Annotated in this window: 16 protein-coding genes; 13 read left to right on the forward strand and 3 right to left on the reverse strand. The window is 42.5% G+C overall.

Annotated features, from left to right (window positions below; all coding sequences use genetic code 11):
* Positions 1-2 precede the first annotated feature (2 nt).
* Entirely contained in the window at positions 3-413 is a 411-nt protein-coding gene (locus tag C6347_RS00110; RefSeq protein ID WP_060597704.1) for a hypothetical protein, read from the reverse strand.
* Between the two features lie 15 nt (positions 414-428).
* Positions 429-1,748 (reverse strand): hydrolase, encoded by a 1,320-nt coding sequence (locus tag C6347_RS00115; RefSeq protein ID WP_106038845.1) that lies wholly within the window; start codon positions 1,746-1,748, stop codon positions 429-431.
* Positions 1,749-2,042: 294 nt separating this feature from the next.
* Here C6347_RS00115 and C6347_RS00120 point away from each other — a divergent pair, with 294 nt between their 5' ends.
* The 10 genes from C6347_RS00120 to wrbA all read left to right on the forward strand — a co-directional run bounded on the left by C6347_RS00120 (position 2,043) and on the right by wrbA (position 9,967).
* Positions 2,043-2,249, forward strand: a complete 207-nt coding sequence (locus C6347_RS00120; RefSeq protein ID WP_012011910.1) for a DUF951 domain-containing protein — start codon at positions 2,043-2,045, stop codon at positions 2,247-2,249.
* A gap of 216 nt (positions 2,250-2,465) precedes the next feature.
* Positions 2,466-3,566 carry a redox-regulated ATPase YchF gene (gene ychF, locus C6347_RS00125; protein ID WP_034660650.1) on the forward strand — a complete coding sequence of 367 codons (1,101 nt, stop codon included), beginning with the start codon at positions 2,466-2,468 and terminating at the stop codon, positions 3,564-3,566.
* A 108-nt stretch (positions 3,567-3,674) separates the two neighbouring features.
* A complete protein-coding gene (gene rpsF, locus C6347_RS00130; protein ID WP_003215073.1) occupies positions 3,675-3,962 on the forward strand; it encodes a 30S ribosomal protein S6 in 288 nt (95 codons plus the stop codon).
* A gap of 36 nt (positions 3,963-3,998) precedes the next feature.
* Positions 3,999-4,544, forward strand: coding sequence for a single-stranded DNA-binding protein SsbA (gene ssbA / locus C6347_RS00135; protein ID WP_034660649.1), 546 nt, complete (start codon positions 3,999-4,001; stop codon positions 4,542-4,544).
* A 40-nt stretch (positions 4,545-4,584) separates the two neighbouring features.
* Entirely contained in the window at positions 4,585-4,824 is a 240-nt protein-coding gene (gene rpsR / locus C6347_RS00140; protein ID WP_008347556.1) for a 30S ribosomal protein S18, read from the forward strand.
* Between the two features lie 212 nt (positions 4,825-5,036).
* The gene (locus C6347_RS00145; RefSeq protein WP_106038846.1) at positions 5,037-6,002 is read left to right on the forward strand and encodes an ABC transporter ATP-binding protein; all 966 of its coding nucleotides are present in this window, start codon (positions 5,037-5,039) and stop codon (positions 6,000-6,002) included.
* Positions 5,995-7,512, forward strand: coding sequence for an ABC transporter permease/substrate-binding protein (locus C6347_RS00150; RefSeq protein WP_106036338.1), 1,518 nt, complete (start codon positions 5,995-5,997; stop codon positions 7,510-7,512). The genes C6347_RS00145 and C6347_RS00150 overlap by 8 nt, the downstream gene beginning before the upstream one ends.
* A 191-nt stretch (positions 7,513-7,703) precedes the next feature.
* On the forward strand, positions 7,704-8,675 hold the full coding sequence (locus C6347_RS00155) for a ring-cleaving dioxygenase (RefSeq protein ID WP_181185419.1): 972 nt from the start codon (positions 7,704-7,706) through the stop codon (positions 8,673-8,675).
* Positions 8,672-9,280: an alpha/beta hydrolase gene (locus tag C6347_RS00160; RefSeq protein WP_060597699.1), complete on the forward strand. Its 609-nt coding sequence runs from the start codon at positions 8,672-8,674 to the stop codon at positions 9,278-9,280. Before C6347_RS00155 ends, C6347_RS00160 begins: the two co-directional genes overlap by 4 nt.
* Before the next feature lie 72 nt (positions 9,281-9,352).
* On the forward strand, positions 9,353-9,967 hold the full coding sequence (gene wrbA / locus C6347_RS00165) for an NAD(P)H:quinone oxidoreductase (protein WP_003215063.1): 615 nt from the start codon (positions 9,353-9,355) through the stop codon (positions 9,965-9,967).
* 48 nt (positions 9,968-10,015) lie between these two features.
* On the opposite strand, the gene katX is transcribed toward wrbA, so the two are convergent.
* A complete protein-coding gene (katX, locus tag C6347_RS00170) occupies positions 10,016-11,515 on the reverse strand; it encodes a catalase KatX (RefSeq protein WP_231135476.1) in 1,500 nt (499 codons plus the stop codon).
* A gap of 194 nt (positions 11,516-11,709) precedes the next feature.
* Between katX and C6347_RS00175 the strand changes: the two genes are divergently transcribed.
* From C6347_RS00175 to rsiV, 3 genes are all read left to right on the forward strand, one after another.
* Positions 11,710-12,366, forward strand: a complete 657-nt coding sequence (locus tag C6347_RS00175; RefSeq protein WP_106071249.1) for a hypothetical protein — start codon at positions 11,710-11,712, stop codon at positions 12,364-12,366.
* Between the two features lie 149 nt (positions 12,367-12,515).
* Complete coding sequence (locus C6347_RS00180) at positions 12,516-13,010, forward strand: RNA polymerase sigma factor SigV (RefSeq protein WP_060597696.1); 495 nt, start codon at positions 12,516-12,518, stop codon at positions 13,008-13,010.
* Positions 13,011-13,865 carry an anti-sigma-V factor RsiV gene (rsiV, locus tag C6347_RS00185; RefSeq protein ID WP_066031470.1) on the forward strand — a complete coding sequence of 285 codons (855 nt, stop codon included), beginning with the start codon at positions 13,011-13,013 and terminating at the stop codon, positions 13,863-13,865.
* The last annotated feature ends 23 nt before the right edge of the window (positions 13,866-13,888 follow it).

The raw sequence follows: 13,888 nt of genomic DNA on the forward strand, positions 1-13,888 counted from the left end.
GTTTATTTTATCCGAATAGAATCAATGGCGTCTTTGATATCATCATAGACTGGCATTTGCTTGAGACGCTGAAGTCGTTCCTCTAATTCTGAAATGGCTTGTCCCTTTAAATGCTGGGAGATGTGTTGTTTGACAATGGTCGTTTGGTTGATCATATCTTCGGTTTTAGACAATTGATACTCCAAGTGCACGCGAGTGTTTGCTAATTCGTCATGAAGCCGCATTTTGAGCAGCCGTTTTAGATCCTTTCGCTGTCCTTCTCTGCGTATGGCCTGAATTGCGGCCATTTCTTCGGGGGACTGCGTCTGTGTTTGCGGTGCCGATTGATTTTCAAATACAGACATGGAGCGGCGGGCACTCACATTTTGCAAGAAACGCTGGGCGTCACTAGGAGGTTTATTTTGATTGATCATGCGATGACTCCTTTCTTAATGAATACCCATTTGCATCGCAAGGCGTCTATCTGCCTTGGCGTAGTCATCACCCATTGTGTACATATGTCTTGAAAGGGTAGAAAGTTCTTGTTCGTAATCTCTCAGGGTGTACAAGGCATTCAGCTGTTTTTCGTGTGAATAAAAGGAGGAATGATGTTGTTCCATCCTCACTTCCTCTACTAGTGCTTCCACATCACTAGGACTTAGTAAATCATAGTGACCAAAGCCGACGAGTCCTTTGAGCTCCTGTTTTACATGCTGGACGGCGTCTTTTACACTTTCATCGATCCCATCGATTTTCTCAAATATAGTGTGTACTTCATGTTCAATCACGCTTTGGAGATCGTAGGATGAATTTTTCAGTAAATGGGATTTTATGATAATTTCAAGGCCGCTTTGTGCATATGCACGTCCAGAATGGATTTCTTGCAACAGCATGGCTGTAAAACTTGTATTATGATCAAGCTGTTCATCTAAAATACGGGCAGACCCATCTGTGTGGAATGAATACCCATTTACTTTGTAACTCCCAGAAATAAGAGCTAAAAAAGCATTTGTATCAAAGGATTCGTTCCATTCTATATTCATAGACGCAAAAGCTGATTTTAAAAAGGTATCAATTTCTCTTTTCTTGTATTTAACGGGTTCTTGGACGGCGTCTTGCTGCCGTGGCGGTACAGTATACTTGACTTGACCAACCCCATGATCATGACGATTGAGTAAACCTACATAATGACTAGGTTGAATATATTCAGTCAATATCCGTGTGTATTGACCTTGCTGCGCTTTCTGCTGAATCGCAGGCGACAGACTGCTCCATATATTTGGGCTATCAAAGGTGACGGCTTTTTTGACAGCTGGCTGTTCTGTTGCAACATAAGCACAAACAGCACCGGCAAGGGCTTGTCCAGTGAGATAGATACCTGCATTTGGATGCTGCTGACAGACTTGCTCTATGTATTCCTTTCCTTTAAAAAAGACATGATCTTGATTGCCATCAAGGGACTTCCTTTCAATGGGATAGGCATAATCCGTTTTAAGCAATGACTGTGCCGCGGTGTGTACATCTTGTGGCGAGGTCACCGGCATTTGATTTGGCTGCGGACAGTGAAAAGCGACGATGAACTCGTCTGATTGTTCCGGCTGCATCGTTAAACCATATAATTGATGATCGACCTTGAGAAAATCATGGACAGTGAGCGTTTGCTGACCTATTTCTATCGTATGGTGCTGCTGGTAATTGTCTATGTTTCCAGCATGATCGGATATGATTTTATATTCTTTATCAGTTAATCTATCCTTTCGATTGACCATCGTACCTGCTCCCTCACATAACATTTATGCAGATATCATAAATCAAAAAATATGGAAAAACCACAGCGTTCTACCAATAAAAACCTTTTGACCTACAGTGTTTGTGACAATATTGAAAAAAAGCGGAGTTTAAGTAACTATTGGTCACAAATAAAATGATCTAAAAGAAGGGTTTTTTCTATAAAAAAGAATAGGATGAATGATTGAAAGAGGTTCTTTGTTTTGTACATTGCTCTTCATCGCCGTTTTTTTGTACAATAGATTCAATGAAGTGAGCAAGAGAGGTGAAGGCTGATGGCAGACAAAGCGTTTGGGTTACATGATGTCGTTGAAATGAAGAAACCCCATCCATGTGGTGTCAATCGGTGGAAAGTTATTCGATTGGGCATGGATATTCGCATTAAATGTGAAGGCTGCGGGCACAGCGTGATGATCCCAAGAAGAGACTTTGAACGAAAAATGAAGAAAATTCTCGTCAAGCATGAGGAGCCAACTGCTTAAGTAGGCCTCATGCTTTTTTGATGAAATTCGTCTTTTGTATAGAAGAAGCAGGTGTGAATTCGCGTTTTAAAGCACTGATTTATCCTTTTTGGCAATGTTTCTTCTATTGATAATGCATAACGGTTAGCTTGTCTTTTCATGTAAACCTACTTATAATTGCTCTAGGTTCATATTACGCAGTATAACGAGCACGTTTGATATAGAGGAGATGAAAGAATGGCTTTAACAGCTGGTATTGTTGGCTTACCTAACGTCGGGAAGTCAACGCTATTTAATGCAATTACACAGGCTGGAGCGGAGTCTGCTAACTATCCGTTTTGTACCATTGATCCAAACGTCGGAATTGTAGAAGTTCCAGACGAGCGTTTGCAAAAACTAACAGAATTGGTGCAGCCGAAAAAGACAGTTCCGACTGCTTTTGAATTCACTGATATTGCCGGTATTGTCAAAGGGGCTTCTAAAGGTGAAGGTTTAGGAAATAAATTCCTTTCTCACATTCGTCAAGTAGATGCGATCTGTCACGTGGTGAGAGCTTTTGCAGATGATAACATCACACACGTATCAGGTAAGGTTGACCCTGTGTCAGATATCGAAACCATTAATTTAGAATTAATTTTGGCTGATTTAGAAACAGTTGAAAAGCGTTTGGCTCGTGTGAGTAAGCTTGCAAAACAAAAGGATAAGGAAGCGGTAGCTGAATTTGATATTTTGTCGAAGCTAATGGACGCATTTGAAGCTGGGAAATCGGCAAGATCTGTAGAATTTACAGATGAGCAGCAGAAGCTTGTGAAACAGCTTCATTTACTCACATCTAAACCAGTTCTTTATGTAGCAAATGTGAGTGAGGATGAAGTAGCGGATCATGACGGTAACGAATATGTGCAGCAAATCCGTGAGTTTGCTTCTGGTGAAAATGCTGAAGTCATCGTCGTTTGTGCGAAGATCGAGTCTGAAATTGCAGAGCTTGAAGGAGAAGAGAAGCAGATGTTCCTTGAAGAGCTTGGCATCAAAGAGTCAGGTCTAGATCAGCTGATTCAAGCATCTTATTCACTTCTTGGTTTAGCTACTTATTTCACAGCAGGTGAGCAGGAAGTACGCGCTTGGACGTTTAAAAAAGGAATGAAGGCACCGGAATGTGCTGGAATCATTCATACGGACTTTGAACGTGGGTTTATTCGTGCTGAAACGGTTGCATATGAAGATTTACTTGCTGGTGGAAGCATGTCTGCTGCAAAAGAGGCTGGAAAAGTCCGTCTAGAAGGTAAAGAATATGTAGTGAAAGATGGAGACGTCATTCATTTCCGTTTTAATGTATAGGTTCTTGTCATAGGCCAAGAGATTTGTTATAATATACAATTGTGAGTAATATAATTTATTGCTCCTTGCCCGTTTAGGGCCGCTTAGACCAAAAGGAGGTGCAATCAGATGAGAAAGTACGAAGTTATGTACATCATCCGCCCAACAGTTGACGATGAGGCTAAAAAAGCAGTTATCGAGCGTTTCAATAACGTGTTAACTTCTAACGGTGCGGAGATCACTGGAACAAAGGATTGGGGTAAACGTCGTCTTGCATACGAAATCAACGATTTCCGTGAAGGCTTCTACCAAATCGTAAACGTTCAATCTGACGCTGCAGCAGTTCAAGAATTTGACCGCTTAGCTAAGATCAGTGACGATATCATTCGCCACATTGTTGTTAAAGAAGAAGTATAAATCATTGAAATATATATTTAAAGGTGGTCTTTCAATATGCTAAACCGTGTTGTATTGGTCGGAAGACTAACAAAAGACCCTGAGCTTCGCTACACGCCTAATGGTGCGGCTGTAGCCACGTTTACTCTAGCTGTGAATCGTACGTTTACGAATCAATCTGGAGAGCGTGAAGCCGATTTCATTAACTGTGTTACTTGGAGAAGACAAGCCGAGAACGTGGCTAATTTCTTGAAAAAAGGAAGTCTTGCCGGTGTAGACGGTCGTTTGCAGACAAGAAACTATGAAAATCAGCAAGGACAGCGTGTCTTCGTGACAGAGGTTCAAGCTGAAAGTGTTCAATTTCTTGAGCCTAAGAGCGGCGGTGCTGGTTCAGGTGGATACAGCGGCGGTGGCAATAGCGGAGGCCAGTATTATGGCGGTAGCCAAAACGATCAGAATCCATTCGGAAATGAACCAAATCAAAATCCATATGGCAATCAGAGCAACCAACAAAATCGTAATCAGGGAAATAGCTTCAATGATGACCCATTTGCGAATGATGGTAAACCGATTGACATCTCCGATGATGATTTGCCATTCTAATTGATCTGAAAAATTGACTAAAGGAAAGGTGTGAAAACAAATGGCAGGTGGACGCAGAGGCGGTCGTGCGAAACGTCGTAAGGTATGTTTCTTTACTTCTAACGGTATCACGCACATCGATTACAAAGATGTTGATCTTCTTAGAAAGTTTGTTTCTGAGCGTGGTAAAATTTTACCTCGTCGTGTAACAGGAACTAGCGCTAAGTATCAACGTAAATTGACATTAGCGATTAAAAAATCACGTCAAATGGCATTACTTCCATACGTTACTGGTGAGTAAGTCGTTGACTTAAAAGCGGAGAGCCTCGAGCTCTTCGCTTTTTTTATTTGTTTCACTAAGAATCTCATCCGAATTGGCTAGAGCTGTTTTTGGCGGGCATCCTAGGGGAAGCATGTAAAAGAGAGAGAAAGTGACAGTTTGTTCTATACAAATACGGGGTCAATCTGTCATATTGATAGTCTAGAAAATAATTGCAGTCAGGGCGTGGGAAGATGATTGAATTTAAGAAGGTATCGATGCAATTTTCTGATGAGCGCTATGCCGTTCAATCGGTTGATTTAGAGATTCAGAAAGGTGAATTTTTTGTATTTATTGGACCTAGTGGAAGCGGGAAAACGACGACATTGAAAATGATCAATCGTCTCATTTCTTCTACAGAAGGTGAGATTTACATAAAGGGTCAAAAAATAAATGATTATGATATGTATGAGCTGCGCTGGGAAATTGGGTATGTTCTGCAGCAAATTGCTCTTTTTCCTCATATGACCATTGAAGAAAATATCGCCGTGGTGCCAGAGCTCAAACAGTGGAGCCGAAATGAGACCAATAAGCGGGTGGATGAATTGATGCAGATGGTTGGGCTTGATCCTGCTATGTATCGACTTCGAAAGCCATCAGAGCTATCTGGTGGACAGCAGCAGCGTGTCGGTGTGGCACGTGCACTTGCAGCTGATCCTGAGATTGTCCTGATGGACGAACCCTTTAGTGCGTTAGATCCACTAACGAGGGAGAAATTGCAGGATGATCTGCTTGATTTGCAGCGCCGTATTCAAAAGACCATTGTCTTCGTGACGCATGATATGCAGGAAGCGATGAGGCTTGGTGATCGAATTTGTATCATGAAGGAAGGGGAAGTGGTGCAGATTGGTCGTCCAGAGGAATTGGTTCAACACCCAGTCAATGCTTTTGTTCGGGAGTTTGTTTCAGGGGCTGCTCGCCATGTGGGACATCAAGCGTTTGAGCTAGAGGCCATGGCTAGACCAATGGCTCATGAGTCTCTTTTAGGCTATGAAGTGATCACAGCACATGCCACGCTGGATGAGGTCTTATCCCAATTGGCAAAGCATGAGGAATTGGCTGTAGAAAAGGACGGGGAGCGAATTGGACTAGTGAATCGTCAAGCGGTGATTCAGTTTTTAGCTGATTCTCCTAGAGAGAGGGGCGAGTCACATGAATGATTGGATCAGTGTGTTATTGGACCGAAAAGAACAATTGGGACACGCCTTACTTGAGCATATTCAAATTTCGTTTATTGCTTTATTTTTAGCCATTTTGATTGCCATTCCATTAGGTATCTATTTAACGAGGGTGCCAAAGCTTGCAGAGTGGGTGATTGGGGTGACGGCGGTTTTGCAAACAATTCCGTCGCTCGCGCTGCTTGGCTTGTTGATTCCTCTCGTTGGGATTGGACAAGTGCCTGCCATTATTGCGCTTGTCGTCTATGCCTTACTCCCTATTTTAAGAAATACATATACAGGCATTCAGGAGGTCGACCCTTCCCTGAGAGAAGCGGCGCTTGCCATGGGAATGAATCACCGCAAACGGTTATTAAAGGTGGAGCTGCCTTTGGCCATGCCAGTAATCATGGCAGGTATCAGAACCGGGATGGTTCTCATTGTGGGAACTGCCACTCTTGCCGCACTGATCGGAGCTGGGGGGTTAGGAAGTCTGATTTTGCTGGGAATTGATCGAAATGATATGTCGCTCATTGTCATTGGGGCTATACCAGCTGCCTTACTCGCACTCTTATTTGATGTGGTGCTGCGCACTTTTGAGAAAATCTCTTTTAAAAAGACTGTGATCTCTGTGACGGTTTTTGCTGTGATTGCAGGAGCAGTTGTCGCGGGCCCATTACTGTTTCAACAAGAAAAGAAAGAAATCACCATCGGTGGAAAGTTAGGATCAGAGCCTGAAATCCTGATCTCGATGTATAAGCTTTTAATTGAACAGGATACGGATATTCAAGTCAATCTTAAGCCTGGTCTTGGCAAGACGTCCTTTGTTTTTCAAGCTTTACGGTCTGGTGATATTGATATTTATCCTGAGTTTACCGGTACTGCGATTTCTGAGTTCCTCAAACAAACAGCGAAAAGCACAGATAAAGAAAAAGTGTATGAGCAAGCGCGGCGTGGTTTGGAATCATCCTTTCAGCTCCGCCTTCTTGAGCCGATGGCTTACAACAATACGTATGCTTTAGCCGTGCCTCAGTCGCTGGCTGATCAATATGATGTATCCAATATTTCAGATCTAGGCAAGATCAAGAATCGCATAAAGGCTGGATTCACCTTAGAATTTTCTGATCGACAGGATGGGTATCTAGGTATTCAAAAGACCTATCAATTTTCCTTTGACGATGTGGTGACGATGGAACCGAAGCTTCGGTATCGAGCGATTCAAAAAGGAGATATCAATTTAGTCGATGCGTATTCGACAGACAGTGAATTGAGGGAATACAAATTAAAGGTGCTTGATGATGATCAGCATGTTTTCCCGCCATATCAAGGAGCACCGCTGCTAAGACAGGAGACATTAACTGAGTTCCCTGAGATCAAGACCTCTCTCAATAAGCTTGGTGGTCAAATCACAGATGATGAGATGAGAGAAATGAATTATGAAGTAAATGTGAGAGGTAAGGATGCATTTCAGGTTGCGAAAGCCTATTTAAAAAAGAAAAAATTACTGCAATAATCAAGGAAGAGCAGGTCTGTTATGTAAAAAGCAGACCTGCTTTTTTAAAAGGGAAAACAAAAACCGTTGACATTTATTTAAAAACATCATATCCTTAATTCGAGATAAATATATTTTTTTGGTTTAATATCTCGAATTCGAGATAATATAAAGACGTCAGTAAAGACATAATGAATAGAGGCTTGTACTTCATGATTAGGAGGTCATTAGAATTGAAGAAAACAGAAGGAATTCACCATATCACAGCAATTGTAGGGCATCCTCAGGAGAACGTTGATTTTTATGCAGGTATTTTAGGACTTCGTCTCGTGAAGAAGACCGTTAATTTTGATGATCCAGGTACGTACCATTTATATTTTGGAAATGAAGGAGGATCTCCGGGGACGATTATCACGTTTTTCCCTTGGCCAGGTGCTCAAAAGGGACAAATTGGCGCTGGCCAAGTGGGCGTGACGACATATGTTGTACCGCCAGGCGCTTTCTCTTTCTGGAAGGAACGTCTTGAGCAGTTTGATATTTCTTATGAAATGGTTGAACGCTTTGATGAAGCCTTTCTCTCATTTGAAGATCCACACGGCTTGTTGATTGAGCTAGTAGAACGTGCGGAGGGAAAACAAAATGATTGGACATTTAATGGCGTAACGCCAGATGTTGCAATAAAAGGGTTTGGGGGAGCTGTTTTATTAACATCACAGCCAGAGCAAACGATGCAGCTGCTAGAACAAACAATGGGTTTTGAACGAGTTGGAGCAGAAGAGGATTATGTAAGATTCCGTTCATTTGGTGAGATAGGCAATGTCATTGATGTGAACAAGACACCTGTTGCACGCGGACGTATGGGTGTTGGGGTTGTGCATCATATTGCATGGAGAGCGACAGATGATCAGGATCAATTAGATTGGCAAAGACATATTGTGCAAAGCGGGTATCAAGTGACACCTGTGCAAGATCGAAATTACTTCAATGCCATTTATTTTAGAGAGCTTGGCGGCATATTATTTGAAATTGCGACTGATCCTCCAGGGTTTGCACACGATGAATCAGTGGAAACTATGGGTGAAGCATTGAAACTGCCACCGCAATATGAGGCGCAGCGCAGTCAGATTGAACAAATTGTGCTGCCAATAGAAGTGAGAGAGTGGAAAGGGAAAGGAGATTCATGATGAAGCATCTTTTTCGAAAAGGAAAGAATGAACAAAGACCTGTTTTGTTATTACTGCATGGTACTGGCGGGACGGAAGAAGATTTATTGCCGCTTGCCGATTTGGTTGATGCTGACGCTTCTGTTCTTAGTGTGAGAGGAAATGTGTTGGAAAACGGTATGCCGCGCTTTTTCAGACGTTTAGCAGAGGGTGTTTTCGATGAGCAGGATTTAATTGAGCGGACAGAGGAACTGTATACATTTATCGGAGAAGCAGCAGATGAATATGGGTTCGATCGGCACAATGTGGTGGCTATCGGATATTCTAATGGGGCAAACATTGCTGGAAGTCTTTTATTCCATTACGAGGATGCGTTAAAAGGAGCTATCCTGCATCATCCAATGGTTCCAAGACGCGGGGTTTCATTGCCTTCATTAGCGGGGAAACAAGTCTTTATCGCAGCTGGTGAAAATGACCCAATGTGCCGTCCAGAGGAATCACAGGAGCTCGAGCAATTGCTGCAAGGCGCAGGCGCTTCAGTTACGCTTCATTGGGAAAATCGCGGACATCAGCTAACAAGAGAAGAAGTCGATGCTGCGGCATTATGGTATCGTCGTCAATTTTAATGAAGGTGGGGAATACAGGTGGGATTTTTACAGAAGCTTTTTGGGCAAACCAAACAAAAGGAGATGGAACAAATGGAAAACGTAAAATTAGCGATTATTTATTATAGTTCAACAGGTACAAACTATCAGATGGCAAAATGGGCTGAAGCTGGAGCGAAAGAAGCTGGCGCAGAAGTGAAGGTATTAAAGGTTGCTGAATTGGCACCAGAAGCAGTTGTAGCATCAAATCCAGCATGGAAAGCACATTTAGACGAAACAAAGGATGTTCCAGAGGTTCAATTAAGTGATTTAGAGTGGGCAGATGCTATCATCTTTAGCATGCCAACACGTTTTGGTAACCTACCGGCTCAAATGAAGCAATTCTTAGACACAACTGGCGGCTTATGGTTCCAAGGGAAATTAGCAAACAAAGCAGTGAGTGCGATGACCTCTGCACAAAACCCAAATGGCGGGCAGGAACAGACCATTCTTAGCCTTTACACAACGATGTTCCACTGGGGAGCGATTATTGCCGCTCCTGGATACACAGATGACTCGTTATACGGTGCAGGGGGCAACCCTTATGGCGTGAGTGTCACTGTTGACCAAAACGGAAAGATCCAAGAGGATGCAGAAGCTGCTGCAAAACATCAAGCAAAACGTACAGTCAATGTAGCAGAATGGATCAAAAAGGGTCAAAACGCTTAATCGATGAATACAAAAAGAATGCAGCCTAGGCGCTGCATTCTTTTTTATTTAATAAGGATCTGATGGTGTGCTGTTGTTAATCGCTTCGTCCACAGCTTGTGCGGCGCCTGTAGAGCCTATAGGTCCGCTTGGCTGTTCTTGTTTGAAGGCTTTTAAGCCATCAGCGACACGCTTTCCGTAATCAGGGTCAGCCTTTGTAAAGTTTTCGATCATTTGCTCTTGAATGTCTTTTTGACAGGTCGCAAGGGTGTTGACTAAGTTCTTAATCAGTTCCTCACGTTCCCAATCATTGAAACGGCGATACGTTTCTCCGGCTTGGCCAAAGTTGTTCGGGCGGTCAATGGCTTCTCGTTTGACGTCACCCTCTACAAAAGGCGTATGATCTTTTCCATCCTGCTTGGCTTCTTTTAATCCGCCGAGGATCGATGGTTCATAATTCACATGAGGGTTTTGCTCTTTGCCTTGATCGACATGGTATTCCATTTGCCCATCTCTTTGATTCGTGGCCACATGCTTTTTCGGTGCATTGATCGGCAGCTGTAAATAGTTTGGCCCCACACGATATCGCTGCGTGTCAGAATAGGAGAAGGTGCGCCCTTGAAGCAACTTATCATCTGAGAAATCCAAACCGTCTACGAGAACGCCAGTCCCAAAGGCGACCTGCTCGACTTCTGCGAAATAATTTTCTGGATTTTTGTTTAACACCATTCGTCCAATCGGTTTCCATGGATAGTCATTCTTGTACCAAAGCTTTGTCGGATCAAGCGGGTCAAAGTCAAGGTGAGGATGGGCATCATCTTCCATGATCTGCGCATATACCTCCCATTCAGGATGATCTCCTTGCTCAATGGCTTCATACAAATCCTGTGTGGCATGATTAAAGTTTTCTCCTTGAATCGCTTGAGCTTGTTCTTGCGTCAGGTTGCGAATGCCTTGCTTCGGTTCAAAGTGATATTTGACCAGCACTGCTTTTCCTTCATGGTTCACCCATTTGTAGGCATGGACACCTGAGCCTTGCATGTGCCGATAGGTTGCTGGGATGCCCCATGGTGAAAAGAGAAATGTCACCATATGCGTCGCTTCAGGTGATTGCGAGACGAAGTCAAAAATACGCTCGCCGTCTTGACGGTTGGTGACAGGATCAGGCTTAAAGGCATGAACCAAATCAGGGAATTTCAAAGCATCTCGGATAAAGAAAATTTTGAGGTTGTTCCCCACGAGATCCCAGTTGCCTTCTTCTGTATAAAATTTAATCGCAAATCCTCTAGGGTCACGCAATGTTTCTGGTGAATGACCGCCGTGAATCACAGAAGAAAAACGAACGAAAACAGGTGTCTTTTTTCCTTTTTCCTGAAATAATTTTGCCCTTGTATAAGTGGAAATGGGTTCGTCACCGAATGTGCCATAGGCTTCAAAATAACCGTGAGCTCCGGCCCCGCGCGCATGGACGACACGTTCAGGAATGCGTTCACGATCAAAATGACTAATTTTCTCTAGGAAATCGTAGTTTTCAAGCGTAGTTGGTCCTCTATTCCCAACGGTTCTCATATTTTGATTGTCTGTTACGGGATGACCTTGCCGATTGGTTAAAGTGTCTTCTGACTCTGAAGATGGTTTAGGGTGTTGTTCTTCTTTCAATTAAATCCCTCCTTCAATATCTCCCTAACAATATGGTCATCATGCTCCCTATTTCATACAAGGATTGATATAATGATTGAAAACTTTCACGAGGAGCGAACCTGATGATTCGATTACACTGCCTTCACGCCCATCCGTCCAATCAGTCATATATAGAAGATGTTTTTGGCGATACCGATATTGCGCTTTATCACACGGTCGATTCATCATTTATAGAACGCGCTACACAAGATCCCACTTTTGATCAACACAAGCAGCAAGCCTATGTCATCAACAAACTGATGCAAGAAGATGAAGCCGATCTCATTCTGCTCACGTGTACACAATACATTGCCGCTTTGGGTAATCAGCAGCATCTTTTTAAACAACCGATTGTTCCGATCGATGAACCGTTGTTTGAGCTGATTTGTCAGGGAAAAGGGCCTCTTCAACTTGTGTTTTCAAACCCGGATACAGTGGAAGGGACGATGAAGCGGCTTAAATCATATGCAAAAGAGCACGGCAAACAGATTGATGCAGAAGTTATGGTGATGGAGGATGTCTTTCACCTTTGCCTAAATGGTGATATGCAGGCTTATGAGGAGCAAATCAAAAAGCACCTCAGAAGATGTATGAAAAAAAGCGGAGATATTTGCGTGATGCAGCTATCGATGGTTCATGCGGCACAGCAGATGGAAGAGGAGACAGGCGTTCCGATCATTCATCCGCTTTCTCCACTTAAACAGTTTGTCCATCAAACAATATCTGCTTTGAAAGAGTGAACCTGTCTGGTTCGCTCTTTTTGTATAGAAACGGAAATGGGATGACATGTTAAAAAAATAACCGAGCGCAAACTATTTTCCAAAGGCGCGCGTCTATCCATTGTAAGAAATAACCGATGCGCATTTAAGATAAAGGAGCTCTTTGTAAAATGAAGAAACGAAAGATTGAGGATCAATTTGCTGATTACGTAATGGAGCATAAACACAGTTTTTATCGATTGTCCTATAGTTATGTCAAAAACCCAGAGGATGCGATGGATGTCGTTCAAGAGGCGATTCATAAAGCACTCAAATCTGTTCACCGATTAGAGGATGCGACCAAGATGCATAGCTGGTTTTATAAAATCGTGGTGAACGCTGCCCTAGACTTTTTACGAAAGAAGAAGCGGGTGCAAGTGACAGATGATGACACACTCGAATTCTTGTCAAAGGGTGAGTCAGATGTCTATGAGGATCAAGATGTCAGACGAGCCATAGAGGATTTGCCTGAGATGTACCGGGTTATCATCATTTTGAGATTCTTTGAAGATTTAAAATTAGAGGACATCGCCCATATTCTCGAAGAAAACGAAAACACCATCAAAACAAGATTATATAAGGCGTTGCGGCTTTTAAAAGTAGAATTATCGCAGGAGGAAATATAAATGGATAAGCATTTGGAACAGTTAAAAGAGGAATATTTAGAAATCCCTATTCCACCGGAATATGATGCTATGGTTGAACGAACATTGAAACGAAAAAACAAAAAACCTCATTTTCAGCAATGGACCATCGGACTTGTTGCTGCGGCTGCTCTATTTGTCACGACAGTTAATGTCAGTCCACAGGCGGCAAGAGCCATTTCAGAGGTGCCTGTCATTGGCGAGCTGGTGAAAGTCGTGACATTCACAGAATTTAAAAAGAGTGATCAAGGAACGAATATTGACCTTAAAACACCACACGTTTCAGGGCTTGGGGACGGAAAATTACAAGACAGCCTGAATCAAAAATATTTAGCTGAAAACAAAAAACTGTATCAAGATTTTGAAAAGGAAACAAAGGGGTATAAAAATGGTCATTTAAGTGTAGAGAGCGGATATGAAGTGAGAACAAACAATGACCAAATTCTCTCGTTAGGTCGATACAAGGTGACGACTCAAGCTTCTGCGGCAGAGGAAATGACATATGATACGGTGGATAAGAAAAACCATGTACTCATTACATTACCAAGCTTGTTTAAAGATGACCGGTATATAGATGTCATTAGTGAAAATATTAAAGATCAAATGAAGAAACAGATGAAAGAGGATTCAAATAAGATTTACTGGATTGGCAAGGATGATATGGACCCATTTAAGAAGATTCAGCCGGATCAAAGCTTCTATATCAATTCAAAAGGCAAACTGGTGATTTCCTTTAATGAATATGATGTGGCACCTGGTTACATGGGTGTAGTTGAATTCACGATTCCAACAAGTGTGCTAAAGGATATTCTTGTCAGCGATATGTACATTCATTAAAAGAAGAAAAAAGACTGCTGAAC

This window comes from Bacillus sp. NMTD17 (assembly GCF_002998735.1).
Taxonomy (GTDB): domain Bacteria; phylum Bacillota; class Bacilli; order Bacillales; family Bacillaceae; genus Bacillus.